The 19793-nt window shown below is 65.9% G+C and carries 16 protein-coding genes and 1 other RNA gene; 1 reads left to right on the top strand and 16 read right to left on the bottom strand.

Going from position 1 to position 19793, the window contains the following annotated elements:
- Positions 1 to 14: 14 nt before the first annotated feature.
- Positions 15 to 422, top strand: coding sequence for a DciA family protein (locus V6V88_RS03505; RefSeq protein ID WP_081101088.1), 408 nt, complete (start codon positions 15 to 17; stop codon positions 420 to 422).
- A gap of 204 nt (positions 423 to 626) precedes the next feature.
- On the opposite strand, the gene lpxC is transcribed toward V6V88_RS03505, so the two are convergent.
- The 16 genes from lpxC to rnpB all read right to left on the bottom strand — a co-directional run bounded on the left by lpxC (position 627) and on the right by rnpB (position 19760).
- Positions 627 to 1550: a UDP-3-O-acyl-N-acetylglucosamine deacetylase gene (lpxC, locus tag V6V88_RS03500; protein WP_056320776.1), complete on the bottom strand. Its 924-nt coding sequence runs from the start codon at positions 1548 to 1550 to the stop codon at positions 627 to 629.
- Between the two features lie 241 nt (positions 1551 to 1791).
- Positions 1792 to 2976 (bottom strand): cell division protein FtsZ, encoded by a 1185-nt coding sequence (gene ftsZ / locus V6V88_RS03495; RefSeq protein WP_062841646.1) that lies wholly within the window; start codon positions 2974 to 2976, stop codon positions 1792 to 1794.
- A 187-nt stretch (positions 2977 to 3163) separates the two neighbouring features.
- Complete coding sequence (gene ftsA, locus V6V88_RS03490) at positions 3164 to 4390, bottom strand: cell division protein FtsA (protein ID WP_006217473.1); 1227 nt, start codon at positions 4388 to 4390, stop codon at positions 3164 to 3166.
- 4 nt (positions 4391 to 4394) lie between these two features.
- On the bottom strand, positions 4395 to 5219 hold the full coding sequence (locus V6V88_RS03485) for a cell division protein FtsQ/DivIB (RefSeq protein ID WP_056320771.1): 825 nt from the start codon (positions 5217 to 5219) through the stop codon (positions 4395 to 4397).
- 12 nt (positions 5220 to 5231) lie between these two features.
- Complete coding sequence (locus tag V6V88_RS03480; RefSeq protein ID WP_338617839.1) at positions 5232 to 6182, bottom strand: D-alanine--D-alanine ligase; 951 nt, start codon at positions 6180 to 6182, stop codon at positions 5232 to 5234.
- Entirely contained in the window at positions 6179 to 7585 is a 1407-nt protein-coding gene (murC, locus tag V6V88_RS03475; RefSeq protein WP_338617838.1) for a UDP-N-acetylmuramate--L-alanine ligase, read from the bottom strand. The genes V6V88_RS03480 and murC overlap by 4 nt, the downstream gene beginning before the upstream one ends.
- On the bottom strand, positions 7582 to 8658 hold the full coding sequence (gene murG / locus V6V88_RS03470; RefSeq protein ID WP_062841643.1) for an undecaprenyldiphospho-muramoylpentapeptide beta-N-acetylglucosaminyltransferase: 1077 nt from the start codon (positions 8656 to 8658) through the stop codon (positions 7582 to 7584). The genes murC and murG overlap by 4 nt, the downstream gene beginning before the upstream one ends.
- A complete protein-coding gene (gene ftsW / locus V6V88_RS03465; RefSeq protein ID WP_056320760.1) occupies positions 8655 to 9848 on the bottom strand; it encodes a putative lipid II flippase FtsW in 1194 nt (397 codons plus the stop codon). The genes murG and ftsW overlap by 4 nt, the downstream gene beginning before the upstream one ends.
- Positions 9849 to 9903: 55 nt before the next feature.
- Positions 9904 to 11436, bottom strand: coding sequence for a UDP-N-acetylmuramoyl-L-alanine--D-glutamate ligase (gene murD, locus V6V88_RS03460; protein WP_223574281.1), 1533 nt, complete (start codon positions 11434 to 11436; stop codon positions 9904 to 9906).
- Complete coding sequence (mraY, locus tag V6V88_RS03455) at positions 11433 to 12602, bottom strand: phospho-N-acetylmuramoyl-pentapeptide-transferase (protein ID WP_056320752.1); 1170 nt, start codon at positions 12600 to 12602, stop codon at positions 11433 to 11435. The genes murD and mraY overlap by 4 nt, the downstream gene beginning before the upstream one ends.
- Entirely contained in the window at positions 12592 to 15447 is a 2856-nt protein-coding gene (gene murF / locus V6V88_RS03450) for a bifunctional UDP-N-acetylmuramoyl-L-alanyl-D-glutamate--2,6-diaminopimelate ligase MurE/UDP-N-acetylmuramoyl-tripeptide--D-alanyl-D-alanine ligase MurF (RefSeq protein WP_223574280.1), read from the bottom strand. Before murF ends, mraY begins: the two co-directional genes overlap by 11 nt.
- On the bottom strand, positions 15444 to 17174 hold the full coding sequence (locus V6V88_RS03445; protein ID WP_056320746.1) for a penicillin-binding protein 2: 1731 nt from the start codon (positions 17172 to 17174) through the stop codon (positions 15444 to 15446). Before V6V88_RS03445 ends, murF begins: the two co-directional genes overlap by 4 nt.
- The gene (gene ftsL, locus V6V88_RS03440) at positions 17171 to 17464 is read right to left on the bottom strand and encodes a cell division protein FtsL (protein ID WP_056320744.1); all 294 of its coding nucleotides are present in this window, start codon (positions 17462 to 17464) and stop codon (positions 17171 to 17173) included. The genes V6V88_RS03445 and ftsL overlap by 4 nt, the downstream gene beginning before the upstream one ends.
- Positions 17464 to 18561: a 16S rRNA (cytosine(1402)-N(4))-methyltransferase RsmH gene (rsmH, locus tag V6V88_RS03435; RefSeq protein WP_223574278.1), complete on the bottom strand. Its 1098-nt coding sequence runs from the start codon at positions 18559 to 18561 to the stop codon at positions 17464 to 17466. Before rsmH ends, ftsL begins: the two co-directional genes overlap by 1 nt.
- Before the next feature lie 7 nt (positions 18562 to 18568).
- Positions 18569 to 18997 carry a division/cell wall cluster transcriptional repressor MraZ gene (mraZ, locus tag V6V88_RS03430; protein WP_056322651.1) on the bottom strand — a complete coding sequence of 143 codons (429 nt, stop codon included), beginning with the start codon at positions 18995 to 18997 and terminating at the stop codon, positions 18569 to 18571.
- 357 nt (positions 18998 to 19354) lie between these two features.
- An RNA gene (gene rnpB / locus V6V88_RS03425) (RNase P RNA component class A) lies at positions 19355 to 19760 on the bottom strand.
- Between the last annotated feature and the right edge of the window lie 33 nt (positions 19761 to 19793).

Below are 19793 nucleotides of genomic sequence, written 5' to 3'. Positions count from 1 at the left end.
GGCTGGGTCATGACATGCGGGGCGCCGGCGTGTTGGCGACTGCCCGCAAGCATCTGCAAATTCAGTATGCGGTGGCGGCGGTGTTGCCCGCTCCGCTGGGTGCCGTGTGCCAGGTCGCCAAGCTGGAAAACCTGTGCCTGCACCTGGTGGTGCCCACGGCCGCGCACGCGGCCAAGATGCGTCAATTGGCGCCGCGCATTGCGCGGTCGCTGGCCGATCAAGGCTGGAACCTTAACGAAATTGCCATCAAGGTACAAGCGGGTTTGCCCAAGCCTGGCTCCCGTCAGCCGCGCCCTCCCAAAGAGGCGCAACCCCTGGGCGACAAGGCCCTGGGCGCGTTCGAAACGCTACACGGCAATCTGCGGCCGGGTCCTTTGGCCGACGCCGTCGCCAAGCTCTTGAAGCACCACAAGAGTAGCTGAGCCGACCGGCTTTGTCCGGCAACTCGCAGGGCTGGAAACGTCACGAAACCAACTTTTCAGACCAATGGCCACATGGTCTGCTACCGGTTTGCGACTATCGCGCCAGGGGATGACGGCCAGTGCCGTCCTTAAGCAGGAATCCAAACAGAAACCCGCGCGGAGTCGGGGTCAGGCCCCGGGCGCGGGTTCAAGGGCAAGCTGGCGTCAGGCCAGCTTCCATTCGTGGCGAAACGCCTGCGGCGCTTCTGCCTGCGATTCGTACGTGACGATTTCCCAGGCGTCGCGCTGCTCGAGCAGCGCGCGGGCCAGCTGGTTATTCAGGCCGTGGCCCGACTTGCACGCCACATAGCGCGCCACCAGCGGCTTGCCAAGCAGATACAGGTCGCCGATGGCGTCCAGGATCTTGTGCTTGACGAATTCATCGTCGTAACGCAGCCCGTCGCTGTTCAACACGCGGTACTCGTCCATGACGATGGCGTTGTCCAGGCTGCCGCCGCGGGCCAGGCCCATCGACCGCAACGCCTCGACTTCATTCACGAAACCAAAGGTGCGCGCCCGCGCGATCTCACGCACGTACGAGTGCGTGGCGAAGTCGATTTCCGCAAAGTTCGCCGTCGAGTCGATGGCCGGATGGCGGAAGTCGATCGAGAAGGCCAGCGCGTATCCCTCATGGGGTTCGAGGCGCGCCCACTTCTCGTTGCGGCCTTCACCTTCGCGCACTTCTACCGGCTTCAGGACGCGGATGAATTGCTTGGGCGCGTTCTGCTCGACGATGCCCGCCGAGCGCAGCAAATACACAAACGTCGCCGCGCTGCCGTCCATGATGGGGACTTCTTCGGCAGTGAGGTCGACGTGCAGGTTGTCGATGCCCAGGCCGGCCAGCGCCGACATGAGATGTTCCACCGTCGACACGCGGACATTGCCCTGCTGCAGCACGGAAGCCATGCGGGTATCGCCCACGCCCGTGGCTTGCGCGGGCAGGTCGACGACCTGCGGCAGATCCACACGGTGAAAGACGATGCCGGTGTTGGGCTGTGCCGGACGCAGGGTGAGCTCCACCCGCCGTCCTGAGTGGACGCCGACGCCTGTCGTGCGGACGAGATTCTGAATGCTGCGCTGTCGGAACATGAGACTTGGAATTTTGAACCCGGAAGCCGGCAAGATAAGTACGTATTGCCGGCGTAACCGAAGTATTGTAACGCTGTCCGATCCGTGCCGCCATCCAAACTGGGCGCTCAGACCGATGTATACCTCCGTCCCTTATTTATCGTGCAAGGGAAACACGGACCGCTCTGCCTCCGGTTCGCCTGTGGGGACGGGCGAACCGGAGATGAGGGAGTGCAGTTAGAGCCGTTGACCGGCTCTAGGTTCAGTCCGCCTGCTTGCGCAGGAAGGCCGGGATGTCGAAATGATCCATTCCCGAGCTTTCCAACGCGCGCACCTGGGCCGACGCCTGGCTGCGCGGATTGCGCATGACCGACGGCATGTCCAGATTGCGGTAGTCACCACCTTGACCGGCCGGCATCGTGCCCATGGGCATGTTGTCGGTGCCGGTGCGCAGCACTTCAGCGGTGTTCTGCACCAGTTGCGGACGGGCTTGCGCACGGCCCAGGCCGGTTGCAACCACCGTCACGCGCAGGTTTTCGCCCATGGACTCGTCGTAGGCGGTGCCGAAGATCACGGTCGCGTCGTCCGAAGCGTAGCTGCGGATCGTTTCCATGATTTCGCGCGTTTCGCGCATCTTCAGCGAGCGGCTGGCGGTGATGTTGACCAGCACGCCACGCGCGCCGTTCAGATCCACGCCTTCCAGCAGCGGGCAAGCAATGGCGTGCTCGGCGGCCACACGTGCGCGGTCCGCGCCCGATGCCGACGCAGTGCCCATCATGGCCTGACCCTGCTCGCCCATGATCGTCTTCACGTCTTCGAAGTCGACGTTGACGTTGCCTTCGACGTTGATGATTTCGGCGATACCCGCGCACGCGTTGTGCAGGATGTCGTCGGCCGAACGGAAGCAGTCTTCCTGCGTCGCGTCCTCGTCCATCAGTTCATAGAGGTTCTCGTTGAGCACCACGATGAGCGAATGCACGTGCTTGGCCAGTTCCGCGATACCGTCCTCGGCCATCTTCAGGCGCTTGTTGCCTTCAAAGGAGAAAGGCTTCGTGACCACGCCAACGGTCAGGATGCCCAGTTCCTTCGCCACCTCGGCCACGACCGGACCTGCACCGGTACCGGTGCCGCCGCCCATGCCCGCGGTGATGAAGACCATGTGCGCGCCGTTCAGCGCGGCACGGATTTCCTCACGCGCGGTTTCCGCCGACGCGCGTCCCTGCTCGGGCTTGGCGCCCGCGCCCAGGCCGGTACGGCCCAGACGAATCTGCACCGGCGCATTGGTTGCCGCCAGCGCTTGCGCATCGGTGTTGGCGCAGATGAAATCCACCCCGTGCACACCGCTGCGAATCATGTGCGCGACGGCATTGCCGCCCGCACCGCCCACACCAACGACCTTGATTACGGTCCCTTTGGTGTTGTTCTCAAGCATCTCAAAGTTCATCATGATGACTCCCTCACAAGTCCGAATTTGCAAATCACAAAAATTCCCCGACAACCTATCTTTTGTGAATCGCCTCAAAGCCGACGCCGGCTACATAGGCCCGCCACGGGTTTGAGACGCCTCCTCTTTCTGGCGCTCCCCGCTAGACAGCCGCGGTTCGCACCAAGGAGCAGGCCCCAACCTGCACCCTTTAATTCATGAACCACTCCTTCATGCGCGCAAGCAGACTCTTGAAATTGCCCGTCTGCGCGGCCACCTTGCGGCCACGCACACGCTGCATGCGCGCTTCCTGCAGCAGCCCCATCACCGTCGAGAAGCGCGGATTGCGCATCACGTCGGCAAGGCTGCCTTCGTACTCGGGCACCGCCACGCGAACCGGCTTGAGGAACACGTCCTCGGCCAGTTCGATCATGCCGGGCAGCTGCGCGGATCCGCCGGTCAGGACCACGCCGGAAGCCAGCAGGTCCTCGTAGCCGGAATCGCGCACCACCTGCTGCACCAGGGTGAACAGCTCTTCGACGCGCGGCTCGATCACCGCGCCCAGCGCCTGGCGCTTGACCTGGCGCGGGCCGCGATCGCCCAGGCCCGGCACTTCCACGGACTCGTCCGGGCTGGCCAGCACCTGCTTGGCCACGCCATAGCGCAGCTTGATTTCTTCGGCATCGGGCGTGGGCGTGCGCAGCATCGCCGCAATGTCGTTGGTGATCTGATCGCCGGCGATCGGCAGCACGGCGGTATGGCGGATCGCACCGCCGGTGAAGATGGCGACGTCGGTCGTGCCGCCGCCGATATCGACGAGGACGACGCCCAATTCCTTTTCGTCCGCCGTCAGGACGGCCAGGCTGGAAGCGAGCGGTTGCAGGATCAGATCCTGCACCTCGAGGCCGCAGCGGCGCACGCACTTGACGATGTTCTGCGCGGCGCTGACCGCGCCGGTCACGATGTGCACGCGCACTTCCAGGCGCAAGCCGCTCATGCCGATGGGCTCGCGGATGTCTTCCTGGCCGTCGACGATGAACTCCTGCGTCAGCACGTGCAGCACCTGCTGGTCCGTCGGGATGTTCACCGCCTTGGCGGTCTCGATGACGCGGGCGACGTCGGTGGCGGTGACTTCCTTGTCCTTGACGGCGACCATGCCGCTGGAATTGAAGCTGCGGATATGGCTGCCGGCGATGCCGGTGTAGACGTCTCGAATCTTGCAATCTGCCATCAGCTCGGCTTCTTCAAGCGCCCGCTGAATGGAATTCACAGTGGTCTCGATATTGACGACCACGCCCTTACGCATGCCGCGCGATTCGTGCTGGCCCAGGCCTAGCACCTCGAAGCGGCCTTCAGGCAGGATTTCAGCCACCACAGCCACCACCTTGCTGGTGCCGATATCGAGGGCGACGATAAGGTCCTTGATGTCACGGGTCATGGCGTTAGCGTTTCTTGGGAGGTTTCGGTGTGGATTTGGATTTGGTTTCCGACGCGGGCAACGGGGCCAGCGCCAGGGCGAAACCATTCGGATAGCGCAGGTCGGCCTGCGTGACGGTGCGCCCTTCCAGGCGCCCCGCCACGGTGGGCCACGCCTGCACAAAGCGTTGAATACGAGCCGCGAACGGCAAGGCGCCGGGCAGGCCGTGCGGGTCCGGCGCGTCGGCGCCCGGATCGCGGCCCAGGTCCAGCAGCATGCCGTTGGACAACACCACACGCCAGGCATAGCGCGGGCTCAGTTCCAACTGTTCCACATGCATGTCCAGCGGCGCGAACCAGCGCGCCAGCTCGGCGTAGCGCTGCACCACAAGCGCTTCCGTGCCATCCGGCCCGGAGAACTGCGGCAGCACCGTGTCGTCGTCCACCTCGCCCGTGTTGGCCGTGAACGCCTCGCCCCAGGTGTTGATCATCTGGTTTTCGTTCCACAGCGCCAGCGGCTGCTGCTCTTCGATGCGCACACGCAGCACGTTGGGCCAGATCCGCCGCACGGTGGCGTGCCGGACCCACGGCACCGATTCGAAGATCTCGCGCGCGTCGTCCAGGTCCACCGTGAAGAAATTGCCCTTCACGCGCCCGGCGATCGCCGAACGCACCGCGCCCGTCGACACATAGTGCAGATCGGTGTCCGGCATCGATTCCAGCTCGATCGCCGTCAACGTGAAGTACGGACGCTGCGCCACCCACACCACGCCCGCGATGAGCATGGCGGCAACCGCCAGCACGGCTAGCGTGTTGGCGATCAGGTTGGTAGTACGAGCGTCGTTCCACACGGAATATCCAGGTCAAGCGTTGCGGGCGTGGCCGTGCACCTTGCACGAAGCCTCGGACAGGATGGCCACGCACAATTCTGCATAGCTGATCCCCACGGCCTTCGCGGCCATGGGCACCAGGGAGTGGCCGGTCATGCCGGGCGAAGTATTCATTTCAAGCAGCCAGGGGCGGTTGTCGCCGTCGAGGATGAAATCCGCGCGGCCCCAGCCTTCGCAGCCCAGCGCCTGATAGGCCTTTACGGCAATCCGCGCGACTTCTTCAGCCACGTCCGCGGGCAAGGCGGCCGGGCAGAAGTACTGCGTGTCGTCGGAGAAGTACTTGTGTTCGTAGTCGTAGTTGCCGCCGGGCGCGGCGATCTCGATCACCGGTAGCGCGCGCGCGGCCTTGCCGGACCCGACGATCGCCACGGTCAGTTCGCGTCCGGCGATGAATTGCTCGGCCAGGACCTCGCTGTCGTAGCGCGCGGCCGCGGCGTAGGCTTCTTTCATGTCCGAGTAACCGACGACCTTGGTGATGCCCACGGTCGATCCCTCGTGCGGCGGCTTGATGATCAGCGGCAACTGCAGGCGGTCCGGAACCAGGCGCAGATCGGTATCGGCGTCGAGCACTTCAAAGTCGGGCGTGGGCAGGCCATGCTGCAACCAGATGCGCTTGGTCATGGTCTTGTCCATGGCCAGCGCCGATGCCATCGGTCCGCTGCCGGTATAGGGGATGCCCAGCAGTTCCAGCGCGCCCTGAAGCGTGCCGTCTTCGCCGTAGCGGCCGTGCAATGCGATGAACACGCGGTCAAAGGCTTCGGCCGCCAGCTCGGCAAGGCTGCGCTCGCCGGTGTCGAACAGGTGCGCGTCCACGCCGGCGCTGCGCAGGGCTTCCTGCACGCCCTTGCCCGACATGAGCGAGACTTCGCGCTCGGCGGACCGGCCGCCGTACAACACACCTACCTTGCCGAATTGCTTGCTCATGCCAGCTCTCCCACCTGGGCGGGGACCTTGCTGATCGAACCCGCTCCCATCACGATGACGACGTCGCCATCGCGCACGAAATCCACGACCGCCTGCGGCAGATCGACCACATCTTCAACGAACACCGGCTCGACCTTGCCCGCCACGCGCAACGCACGCGACAAGGCGCGTCCGTCGGCCGCGACCAGCGGCGGCTCGCCCGCGGCGTAGACCTCGGTCAGCAGCACCGCGTCGGCCGTGCCCAGCACCCGCACGAAATCCTCGAAGCAATCGCGCGTCCGCGTGTAGCGGTGCGGCTGGAAGGCCAGCACGATGCGGCGGTCGGGCCAGGCGCCGCGCGCAGCGGCCAGCGTCGCGGACATCTCGACGGGATGGTGACCATAGTCGTCGATCACCGTGAAGGTGCCGCCCCCGTGGTTGGCGGGCACCGCGAATTCACCCGTCTGCGTGAAGCGGCGTCCCACGCCCTTGAACGAACCCAGCGCCTCGCAGATGGCCGCGTCGGATACGCCCAGTTCGGTCGCCACGGCGATCGCGGCCAGCGCATTGCGCACGTTGTGCAGGCCGGGCAGGTTCAGTTCCACATTCAGCGGCGGCAGCAGCGTGTCGCGATGGGTGCGTTGCACGTTAAAGCGCATGCGCGTGCCGTCAGCCTGCACTTCATAGGCGCGCACCTGGGCGTCCTCGTTCAGGCCGTAGGTCGTGATGGGACGCGACACGAACGGCATGATCTCGCGCACGTTGGCGTCGTCGGAGCACAGCACGGCGCTGCCGTAGAACGGCAGGCGCTGCGTGAATTCGATGAAGGCGCTCTTCAGGCGCGCCACGTCGTGGCCGTACGTGTCCATGTGATCGGCATCGATATTGGTCACGATGGCCATCACCGGCAACAGGTTCAGGAACGAGGCGTCCGATTCGTCGGCCTCGACCACGATGTAGTCGCCCTGCCCCAGCCGCGCGTTGGCGCCCGCCGAATTCAGCCGGCCGCCGATCACGAACGTGGGATCCAGGTCGCCCGCCGCCAGCACGCTGGCGACCAGGCTGGTCGTGGTCGTCTTGCCGTGCGTGCCCGCCACGGCGATGCCGCGCTTCAGGCGCATCAGTTCGGCCAGCATGATGGCGCGCGGCACCACCGGGATGCGCGCGGCGCGCGCCGCGATCACTTCGGGGTTGTCGCCCGCTACCGCGGTGGACGTGACGATGGCGCTGGCGCCCGTGACGTTGCTGGCGGCATGGCCGATCGCTATCTTCACGCCCAGGCCGGCCAGGCGGCGCGTCACCGCCGACTCGTTCAGGTCGGATCCGCTGATGTCGTAGCCCAGGTTCAGCAGCACTTCGGCGATGCCGCTCATGCCCGAACCGCCGATGCCTACAAAATGGATATGTTGAATTCTGTGTTTCATGATGAACGCCCCGCTGCTTGTTCACAGACGTCGGCGATATGGGCGGCCGCGTCGGGACGCGCATGCGCGCGGGCCCGGACGGCGACAGCCTCGAGTTCTTGTCGGGTGCGCTGGCTCAGCCAGTCCGCCAGCCACTCGGGCGTCATGGCGGTCTGCGGCTGCAGCCACGCGGCCTGCGCGTCGCTCAGGAAGCGCGCGTTGGCGGTCTGGTGGTCATCGATCGCGTGGGGGAACGGCACGAACAGCGCCGCAACGCCGGCAGCCGCCACTTCGGACACCGTCATGGCGCCCGCGCGGCAGATCAGCAGGTCGGCGTCGGCCATGGCGCCCGCCATGTCGTCGATGAAGGCGCGGCAGTCAGCCTGAACACCCGCTTGGGCGTAGGCCTGCTGAAGCGCCGGCAAATGCTGTTCGCCGGCCTGGTGGACGATCGTCGGCCGGCGCTCGAGCGGCAGACGCGCAAGCGCCTGCGGCACGGTGGTGTTCAAGGCTTGCGCTCCCAGGCTGCCGCCCACCACCAGCACGCGCAGCGGGCCGGTGCGGCCGGCATAACGTTCGGCGGGATCGGGCAAGGCGCACAGGTCGGCACGCACCGGGTTGCCCATGGCTTCACCCTTGGGCAGCACACCGGGAAAACCGCTCAGCACGCGGCGCGACATCTTGGCCAGGCATTTGTTCGCGGTGCCCGCGACGGCATTCTGTTCGTGCACGACCAGGGGCGTGCCGCGCAGCGCAGCGATCACGCCGCCCGGGAACGCCACGTAGCCGCCCATGCCCAGCACCACGTCGGGACGCACGTCGGACAGCCGCGACCACGCCTGCGCAAATGCGCGCAGCAAAAGGAACGGCAGCTTGAGCAGCGCGGACGCGCCCTTGCCGCGCACGCCCTGGAAACGCAGCGGCACCAGTTCGATGCCGCGCGGCGGCACGAGACGGCCTTCCATCTTTTCGGGATTGCCCAGCCACAGCACGCGCCAGCCGCGTTCGCGCAGCACGTCGGCCACGGCCAGACCGGGCATGATGTGGCCGCCGGTGCCGCCGGCCATGATGAGGATGGTGCGCGCGGCGGTCATACCCGTCCTCCGCGCATCATGATTCGATTTTCCACGTCGACCCGGATCAGCATGGCCAGCGCGCACAGATTCATCACCACGCCCGAGCCACCGTAGCTCATCAGCGGCAGCGTCAGACCCTTGGTGGGCAGCAGGCCCAGGCACACGCCCATGTTGATGAACGATTGCACGCCAAACCACATGGCCACGCCGTGCGCAACCAGCCCGGCAAACGTGCGCTCCATGGCGATGGCCTGCCGGCCGATGTCGAAACCGCGGTAGACGATGATGGCAAACAGCGTGATCACCAGCATCACGCCAGCAAATCCCAGCTCCTCGCCTACCACGGCCATCAGGAAGTCGGTGTGCGCTTCGGGCAGGTAGTGCAGTTTTTCGACGCTGGCGCCCAGGCCCACGCCAAGCCATTCACCTCGGCCCAGCGCAATCAGCGAATGCGACAACTGATAGGCGCTGCCGTATGCGTTGTCTTCGTTCCAGGGATCCAGGTACGCAAACAGACGCGCGCGGCGCCAGGGCGACAGCCAGATCAGCATCAGGAACGTGCCCACCAGCACGGCGAGCAGGCTGCTGAAATACTTGCCGTTGATGCCGCCCAGGAAGAGGATGCCGATGGCAATGGCCACGATCACCATGAAGGCGCCCAGGTCGGGCTCGAGCAGCAGCAGCATGCCCACGCCGGCCAGCGCAAACGCCATCGGCAAAAAGCCGCGGGCAAAGGCCTGCATGTGCTCCTGCTTGCGCACGGTGTAATCCGCCGCGTACAGCAAGGCTGCAAGTTTCATCAGTTCGGACGGCTGGAAGTTCAGCGGACCCAGCGGAATCCAGCGGTGCGCGCCGTTGACCTCGCGGCCGATGCCCGGGATCAGCACGGCCACCAGCAACACCATCGTCACCACGAAAAGCGGCACGGCCAGGCGCTGCCAGACGCGGATGGGGATCGACAGCACCACGGCGGCGCCAACCAGCCCCGCGCTCACGAACAGGCCGTGGCGGATCACGAAGTAGTAGCGGCCATAGGACGCATAGCGCGGGCCGTCGGCCAGCGCGATCGACGCCGAATACACCATCAGCAGGCCGAGCAGCAACAACGTCGAAGCCGCGATCACGAGCGGCATGTCGAAGTTGCGCATGCGGGTACGGCCGGGCCGTACGGCGTTGACGCTGGCGGTGAGGTCGGCGATCAGGCTCATTGTGCGCCCTCGACGTCGCGCGCCATGGAATTCGCCCGGGAAGCGGCGTTGCGGATCATGCCACTTCCCCACGGTCGCGGGCCAGTTCTTCGACCTCTTCCACGAACACCTGCCCGCGATGCGGGTAATTGCGGAACATGTCCAGGCTGGCGCAGGCCGGCGACAGCAGCACCGCGTCGCCGGGCTGAGCCAGTTCGGCCGCGCCGCGCACGGCGTCGCGCAGCGTTTCGACGGTGATGCACTTGACGCCGGTCGGCTCCAGCACACGTCCGATCTCGGGGCCGTCCAGGCCGATCAGCATCACTGCGCGCGCATGACGCGACACCCCAGGAATCAGCGGCGAGAAATCCTGGCCCTTGCCCTGGCCGCCGGCGATCAGCACCACAGGCTGACCCAGGCCTTCCAGCGCGGCCACGGTGGCGCCCACGTTGGTGCCCTTGCTGTCATTGATGTAATCCACGCCGCCGATCGTGCGCACGAAGGCGGCGCGATGCGGCTCGCCCGCGTAGTCGCGCAACGCGCGCAGCATGGCGCCCCAGCCCAGGTCCAGGCAGCGGGCAAGCTGCAAGGCGGCCAGCGCGTTCAACGCGTTGTGGATGCCCCGGATGCGCAAGGCGTCCACGGGCATCAGGCGGCTCATGCGGCCCTTGGCGCGCACGGGTTCGGGCGCATCCTTCTTGCGCCGCGTGGGCGGCGCCGGTTCGTCGAAATCGTTGGGTTCGCAGGCCGTCAGCCATGCCACGCCCTGCCCCAGTTCCAGGCCCATGTCGCCGACCAGTTCAGGCACATCGCGGCCGAAGCTGCGCACGTGCATGGCGTTCAGCGCGGACACCATCTCCACGGTAAGCGGGTCGTCGCGGTTGACGATGGCCACGCGCGCCATCTTCAACAAGCGCGCCTTGGCCTGGGCGTACGCCTGCATGCCGCCATGCCAATCAAGGTGATCCTGGGTCACGTTCAGCACGACGGCCGCATCGGCCATCAGCGTGCGCGTGGTTTCGAGCTGGAAGCTGGACAGTTCCAGCACCCACACCTGCGGCAGCGTGTCCGTGTCCAGTGCGTCCATCAGCGCGGCCAGCGCCGCAGGGCTGATGTTGCCGGCGGCCACCACCGTCAGGCCGCTGGCTTCGACCAGTTGCCGGGTCAGCGCGGTGACGGTGGTCTTGCCGTTGGTGCCCGTCACGGCCAGCAGCCGCGGACGGTATTCGCGGGCCGTGGCCAGATCCGCCAGCGCGCGGGCGAAGAGTTCGATTTCACCGACGACTTCGATGCCGCGGGCCTCGGCCTCGCGCAGCAGGTCGGCGGCCGGCGCCTGGGCAGGCGCCAGGCCGGGGCTCAGCACAACCTGCGACACGCCGTCCAGCAGATCGGTTGCGAACGACGCGTCGCAACCCAGGCGGTATTCCACTTCGTTTTGCGCCAGCGACTCGCGCAGCGCGGCAAGACCTCCCGGTTCCGCGCGCGTGTCGGCCACGCGCAGGCGGGCGCCCTGTCGGGCGCACCAGCGAGCGGCGGCGACACCCGTCTCGCCCAATCCAAGGATCAGAACGAGCGGCGCATCTACGCGGGAGGTTTCCATCATGTTCATCGCAACTTCAGCGTGGAGAGGCCAATCAGCACCAGCATCATGCTGATGATCCAGAAACGCACGACCACCTGGGTTTCCTTCCAGCCGCCCACTTCAAAGTGATGATGCAACGGGGCCATGCGGAAAATGCGTCGACCTGTTCCATAACGTCGCTTCGTGTACTTGAACCAGGTCACCTGGATCATCACCGAAAGGGTCTCGACCACGAACACGCCGCCCATGATGAACAGCACGATCTCCTGGCGCACGATGACTGCAATCGTGCCCAACGCGCCGCCCAGCGCCAGCGCGCCGACGTCGCCCATGAACACTTGCGCCGGATACGCGTTGAACCATAAAAATGCGAGCCCCGCGCCCCCGATCGCCGCGCACAGCACCATCAGTTCCGATGCGCCGGGGATGTACGGAAACAGCAAGTACTTCGAATAGTCGACGCGGCCGACCACGTACGCGAAGATGCCCAGCGCGCTGCCGACCATCACGGTCGGCATGATCGCCAGGCCATCCAGGCCATCGGTAAGGTTCACGGCGTTGCTGGTGCCGACGATCACGGCCCACGTCAGCGCCACAAAACCGAGCACGCCCAGCGGATAGCTCACCGTCTTGAAGAACGGCACGATCAGGTCGGCGCGCGTCGGCAGGGACATCGTGAAGCCGCTGCCCACCCATGCCTTGAAAAGGGGCCACAGTTCCGTGTTGGCGGGCGCGGACACCGCGAAGGCCAGATACACCGCAGCCACCATGCCGATGGTGGCTTGCCAGAAGAATTTTTGCCGCGCCGGCATCCCTTCGGGATCGCGATAGACCACCTTGCGATAGTCGTCGCGCCAGCCGATCCAGCCAAACCCGAAGGTCACCAGCAGAACGACCCACACGAAGCGGTTCGTCCAGTCTGCCCACAGCAAGGTGCTGATGGCGATGGAAATCAGGATCAGGACACCGCCCATCGTGGGCGTGCCGGTCTTGACCAGATGCGATTCGGGGCCGTAGGTGCGCACGGCCTGGCCGATCTTCATTTCGGTCAGCTTGCGGATCACGCGCGGGCCGGCCACCAGGCCGATCACCAGCGCCGTCGCGCACGCCAGCACGGCGCGCAGGGTGATGTATTCAAATACCCCCAGCGCGCGCACATCGTCAGAAAGCAGACGGGCGATCTCAAGCAGCATGCTGCTCTCCCTGCCCCGAGGCTGCCGAACCTTCATTCAAAGAAAAAGCCGTCACTACCCGCTCCATGCGCATAAAGCGCGATCCTTTTACCAATACGCAGGACGGGCGCAAGCCGCGCAAGGCGGCAACGACTTCGTCTACCGATGCGCAGGCGTGCGCGCCAGGGCCGAATGCGGCGGCGGCCGCCCGGCTGGCTTCGCCTAGCGTGATGAATGCGTCGAGCCCATGCTCGCGCGCGTAATTGCCCACCTCGACGTGCATGGCGGGGCCGTTGTCCCCGACTTCGCCCATGTCGCCCAGCACCAGGACGCGCGTGCCGGCAATGCGCGCAAGTACATCGATGGCTGCGCGAACCGAATCGGGGTTGGCATTGTAGGTGTCATCGATGAGCAGCGTTCCGTCACTCATTCGCTTGTGCTGCATGCGGCCGGCCACGGGGCTGAATCCCGCCAGCGCCCGCACCGCGGTCTCCAGCGGCGCACCCGCGGCGATCGCGCTGGCGATGGCCGCCAGCGCGTTGCGCAGGTTGTGCAGCCCCGCCACCGGCAGCGTCAGATCGGCAACGCCGACCGGGGTCACGACACGGCAGCGCGTGGCGTCCACTTCCGCGATGATCTGCTCGGCATAGACATCCAACCCCGGCTGCAGCCCGAACCGCAGTACGCGGCGCGGCGCGGCCAGCGCGTCCCAGATGGCCGAGTACGGTTCATCTCCGGGATATACCGCGACTCCATCCGCCGGCAGCGCGGTGATCGCGGCGCCGTTCTCGTGCGCAACCGCCTCGACGGTGTGCATGAATTCCTGATGTTCGCGCTGCGCATTGGTGACCAGCGCCACGGTCGGCGCGGCAATGGCGGCCAACTGCGCGATCTCGCCCGGATGGTTCATGCCCAGTTCGAACACGGCGGCGCGATGCTCGCGGCGCAGGCGCAGCAACGTCAGCGGCACGCCAATATCGTTGTTCAGGTTGCCGGCCGTGGCCAGGCGCCCCGCTTCGCCCTGCCATTCGGCGAGCATCGCAGAGATCATTTCCTTGGTGGTCGTTTTGCCATTGCTGCCGGCCACCGCCACCACGGGCAGCGAAAAACGCGAGCGCCAGGCGGCGCCAATGCGCGTCAGCGCAACGCGCGTATCGCCCACGACCAGCTGCGTCAGCCCGGCATCGGCGACCCGATGCGCAACGAGCGCCGCGCAGGCGCCGCGCGAGGCGGCCTGGTCCAGATAGTCGTGCGCGTCGAAGTTCTCACCAACCAGCGCGACGAAGAGCTCGCCTTCGCCAATGCGGCGCGTGTCCGTGGATACGCCCGGCGTCTGCTGCAACAGCAGCGCCACGCGCGCCCACTCGCGGTCGTCGAACGGCAGCTTTTCACCGCCGATGTCCTGGTAGGTTTCGTGTCCCTTGCCCGCCAGCAGCACCACATCTTCGGGCGAAGCCGCCCAGATCGTCTGCAGGATGGCGCGCGCGCGGTCGACTTCCACGTCGGCTCGCACCGCTTCGGGAATGCCGGCCAGGATTTGCTGAACGATCGCCTCGGGCGACTCGGTGCGCGGATTGTCGCTGGAGACAACGACGTGATCCGCCAGCTCCGCGGCGATCGCGCCCATGACGGGGCGCTTGCCCGGATCGCGCTCGCCGCCGCAACCGAACAGGCACACCAGGCGCCCGGAACGCGCCGTGGCGACGGCGCGCAACGCCAGCAGCGCGCGCGAGAGCGCGTCAGGCGTGTGGGCGTAATCCACCACCACCAGCGGACCGCGGGCCGCATGCGCCGGCAGGCTGACGGCGGGCTCCACGGTCTGCAGACGGCCATCGACCGGATCGGTTGCGGCCAGCTCGCGCGCAATCTGCGCGAACGGCAGGCCCAGCTTGTACAGCACGCCCGCCACCAGCAGCAGGTTCGAAACGTTATGCGCCCCCAGCAGGCGCGTCACGATCTGCGCCTCGCCGTGCGGGGACACCAGCGTGAAGATCTGGCCCTGCGACGTCGCCTGCAGATCGCGGGCACGCATCGCGGCGGGGATTGCGGGATCGTCGCTCAGGCTGTAGCCCATCGGCGACACGCCTTCCGGCAAGGCGGCGAGCATCCGCCGTCCCGCCTCATCGTCGGCATTGATCACTGCCGCAGTCAGACCCGGCCAGCTGAAAAGGCGCGCCTTGGCCGCTTCGTAACGCTCCATCGTGACGTGATAGTCCAGATGGTCGCGCGTCAGATTCGTGAAGGCGGCCAGCGCGACGCGCACGCCGTCCATGCGGCCTTGTTCGATGCCGATCGACGAGGCCTCCATGGCCACGGCTTTCGCGCCGGCGTCGCGCATCGCGGCCAGCGTGCGATGCACCGTCAGCACGTCGGGCGTCGTCAGGCTGCCGCCCAGCGTCTGCCCATCGGGCAGCACGGCGCCCAGCGTGCCGATCGTGCCGCAAGCCTTTTCGTTGCGGCTCAGGGCATGCGCAATCCATTGCACCGAAGAGGTCTTGCCGTTGGTGCCCGTCACGGCAACCACCGCCAGCGCGGCCGACGGACGTCCATACCAGGTGTCGCCCAGCTCTCCCAGCAACGCGCGCAGGCCCGTCACGGCAAGCATGGGCGTGCCGGCCGACGCGGCCAGCACGGCATCGGTGGCCGGCGCTTCGAACAGCACCGCGCTGGCGCCCAGCGCCAACGCCTTGTCTATATAGAGACGGCCGTCGCTGGAAAGGCCCGGGCAGGCGACGAACACGTCGCCGGGCTCGATGTCGCGCGAGTCCAGCTTCAGATGCGCGGCCAGCGACACGCGCTCATGCAACCACGCCACGGTCTCGGCAACCGTGGCGGCAGGGGAAGAGTGGAAGCCGTTGGCGCTCATCTGCCTGGCTCCTTGATACCAGCAACAATCGTGGATTCAAACGGTGCGTCTGGCCGCACCCCCATCAACCTCAGGCTCCCCCCCACGATATGGGAGAACACGGGCGCGGCAATGGCGCCGCCGTAATAGCCGCCGATTGTCGGTTCGTCGATGGACACGGCCACCACGATCTTGGGATCCGACACCGGGGCAAAGCCCACATACGAGCTGCGGTAACGTTGCGTGCTGTATTTACCGTCCACGATCTTGCGCGCGGTGCCGCTCTTGCCGGCCACGCGGTAACCCTGCACCTGCGCGGCTTTCGTGCCGTCGGGGCCCGTGGCCGCCTCGAGCATGGCGCGCACCAGCGCCGTCGTCTTGGGCGAGTAGATCTTCACGCTTGTCGGATCGCTGTCGCGCTTGACCAGGGTCAGCGACACCATGTCGCCGTTGCGGGCAAAAACGGTATAGGCGCGGGCCACCTGCAGCAGCGACACGGACAGGCCGTAGCCATAGGCCATGGTGGCCTTTTCAATCAGGCGCCAGCGCTCCCAAGGACGCAGACGGCCCGGCGCGGCGCCGGGAAATCCCACCTGAGGCGCCTGACCGAGGCCCAATTCGGTGAAGCGGTCCCACATTTCGCGGGATTCCAGCTTCTCGGAGATCATCGTCATGCCGATGTTGCTGGACTTGCGCAGCACGCCCGCCACGTCCAGCGTGCCGTTGCGGCTGACGTCGCTGATCGTGCTGCCCTGATACGTGAACCGGCCGTTGCCCGTCTCGAATTGCGTCGACGTGCTGATGCGCCCCAGGTCCAGCGCCAGCGCGGCGGTGAACGGCTTCATGATGGAGCCCGGCTCGAACGTGTCCGTGATCGCCTGGTTGCGCAGGTTGGCGCCGTGGAAGGTTTCGCGGTTGTTCGGATCGAAGGTCGGCACGTTGGCCAGCGCCAGGATCTCACCCGTATGCACGTCAACGACCACGGCCGTCGCACCCTTTGCGCGGTGCTTGTCCATGGCGTCCTTCAGTTCCTTGAACACCAGGTACTGCAGGCGCGTGTCGATGGACAGGCGCAGGTCACGGCCGTCCACCGGCAACGTGACGGCCTGCACGTCTTCGATGACGCGTCCCAGCCGGTCCTTGATGACGCGGCGGCTTCCCGGGCGCCCCGACAACTGCTGATTGAACGTCAGCTCGACGCCTTCCTGGCCCTGATCCTCGACGCTGTTGAAACCCACCACGTGGGCCATCACGTCGCCATCCGGGTAGTAGCGGCGCGTTTCGGGCTGCTGGTGCACGCCGGGCATGCCCAGCTGCTTGATCTTGTCGGCCACGTCCATCGAGACCTGGCGCTTCAGGTACACGAAGTTCTTGTCCTCGTCGACGAAGCGGCGGCGCAGGTCGCCGACAGGCGTCTCCAGCAGCTTGGCCAGCGCGTCGACCTGCGCGGGCGTGGCCTGCTTCGCGTCTTCGGGAATGGCCCAGATGGCGCGCGCAGGCACGCTGGATGCCAGCACCGCGCCGTTGCGGTCCATGATCTTGCCGCGCGTGGCGGCCAATGTCAGTGTGCGCTCGTAGCGGCGCTCGCCCTGCTGCTGCAGGAACTCCGTCGACAACCCCTGCAGGAACAGCGCACGGCCGGCCAGCACGGTGAACCCGCCAAACAGCAGGATCAGGACCAGGCGGGCGCGCCATGTGGGCAGCTGCCCGCGCAGCACGGGGTTGTCGAAGAAGGGCACGCGCTTCATTGCGAGCCTCCGGCGGCCGCGGGCACGGGCGCCTGATTCATATAGAGGGTGCGATCCGGCACGATGGGAATCATCTTCAGGCCGTCACGCGCAATGGCGTCGACCCGCGCATTGCGGGCCAGCTCGGCGCGCTCTAGCTGCAGGCGCCGCCAATTGGTTTCCAGGTCGCGCGCATGCGCCTGATCGCGCCCCAACTCCACGAAGAGCTGGCGCGACTGATACCGGCTGGTGACCAGGGAAATGGCCGACAGCATCAGCAAAGCCGCAACGATCAGGTTGACGCGACCCATCAGCGGCGCCCTCCCTTGCCGCCGCGACGGGGCGGCGGGGCGAGGTCGCTGCCGGGCAGCGAGCCGATCTTCACAAATGCAAAGCCGCCCTCGGGGGGCAGCGGTGTTTCGGTGCGCTCGGCCACGCGCAGGATGGCCGAACGGGCACGGGCGTTGGACGAGACTTCATCGTCTTCGGCCACGACCTTGCCAAGGGAACGGACGACAGGCTGGGGCATTTCGCTTTCGCGCAGGGGCAGGCGTGCATGCGCCGCAGCCGGTCGAGCCGCCGCCGCGATGCACTGCTTGACCATGCGGTCTTCAAGCGAATGAAAGCTGATCACCGCCAACCTCCCCCCTGGGGCAAGCAGGTCTAAAGCTGACGCGAGGGTGCGCGCGAGCTCTTCGAGTTCCCGATTGATGTAAATCCGTAAAGCTTGAAAGGTGCGTGTGGCCGGATGTTGCCCCTTTTCGCGCGTGCGGACGGCGCTGGCGACGCACTCGGCAAGCTCGAGCGTGGTGCGCAGCGGCCTTGTTGCGCGGCGAGCAGCAATCGCCTTTGCAACCTGAAAAGCAAACCGTTCTTCGCCATAATCCGCTATGACCTCCCGCATCTCATCCACACTGGCTTGCGCCAGCCAATCCGCCACCGTGGGACCACGAGTGGTGTCCATCCGCATATCGAGCGGGCCGTCTCGCATGAACGAGAAGCCGCGCTCGGCATCGTCGATCTGAGGCGACGAAACGCCCAGATCCAGCATCACGCCATCGACCTTGCCGATGCCGCGCTGCTCCAATTCTTCAGCCATGGTGGCAAAGCCCCCATGCACTACCGTGACCCGCGCATCCTCGGCCGCCAGGGTGTTGGCAACCGCGATGGCCTGCGGGTCCTTGTCAAACACGATCAGCCGGGCTTGCTTGCCCAGCCGGCCAAGCAATTCTCGGCTGTGGCCACCCCGTCCGAACGTGCCGTCGACAAAGACGCCACTTTCGATTCGCGTAGCCACATCCTGCCCACCCTGCGGCTGCGACCGTGCCGCGCCCTTGCCGCCGAAACCGGGCAGCAAAAGCGCGTCCACCGTCGGCGCCAGGAGGACGGGCCGATGTTCGAATTCCATAACTCTTTCAGAACGAAAACTGGTTCAACACGTCCGGCATACCCTTGGCCAAGTCTTCAGCCTCGCGGCTGGCCAGGGTAGCGGCGTCCCACAGCTCGAAGTGAGAGCCCAGACCGAGCAGCATCACATCGCGCGTCATACCGGAAGCGTTGCGCAGTTCAGGAGCGATCAGGACCCGGCCGGAGCCGTCCAGTTCCACGTCCTGAGCGTTGCCCAGCAACAGCCGCTGCAGCGCGCGGGCCGTCATGGGAAAAGCCGCGATCTGCTCGCGCTTCTTTTCCCACTCGGGCCGCGGATACACCAGCAGGCAGCCGTCGGGGTGGCGGGTCAGGGTCAGCCGGCCTTCGGCCTGCGACATGAGCGCGTCACGATGCCGGGTCGGAATCGAGATCCGTCCCTTGGCATCCAGCGTGAGCGCGCTGCTTCCCTGAAACACCACTTTTACCCCACTTAATTGCACAATTTCCTACTATTTCCCACTCTACGGTATGGGCACAGGGGCGGTCAAGCGCGTGGTTGCAATTTTTTCAATCACAACAAGGACTTAGATCAACTTGTAAATACGCAAAAAGAAAAACCTCCCAATAAATCAGGAGGTTGCGACATACTCTAAAAGTCCTACTTCAGAAGTAGCAGCTAATGGGGTCAAGTTACCGTCTGCCGCCCGGTCGATCCTTCCTGTTGGCGAGGCTTCCCGCCGGAGCGGCGACCCTGGAAGTGAAAATAAACTGGCGCGTGGGACGCCAGACGGCCGCGCGGCCTCGTCCAGATCCGCGCGCGCCGGAAGAATTCAATGCAAGACGGGTCTATAGGCCGGATTCTGTACGCAAGGTTGCCCTGGCGGACGATCATTCCTCTGCGCGGATCATTGCTGAGCCGCTGTAGCCATCTACCCGCATGCTCGGACGGAGCCGCCCGTCACGGCCGTGAGGCCGCACGCATGCCTATTTGATGTTGCTCCGGATAGAGGTTGCCGCGTTTCACCCTGCGATGCCGCCGCCCGTTGCCGGTCGGCGCAATACGGAGATGGCCGTATCAGTGCGCGCAAAGCGCGCCCGCGCCGCAGTCTCGTCTCTGTGGTCCTATTCCTCAGCCGTGCCCGAAAGCGCGACCGGACGGCCGTTAGCCGTTACCCTGCCCTGTGGAGTCCGGACCTTCCTCGATGAGCTCGCACCCACCGCGATCGTCCAACCCGTCTTGCAGCACGTATTCTATTACAGGCGCCCGCTCTG

The sequence above is a fragment of the Achromobacter sp. E1 genome (assembly GCF_037039475.1).
GTDB lineage: Bacteria > Pseudomonadota > Gammaproteobacteria > Burkholderiales > Burkholderiaceae_B > Achromobacter > Achromobacter mucicolens.
This window is presented reverse-complemented; position numbering and strand designations above follow the sequence as displayed.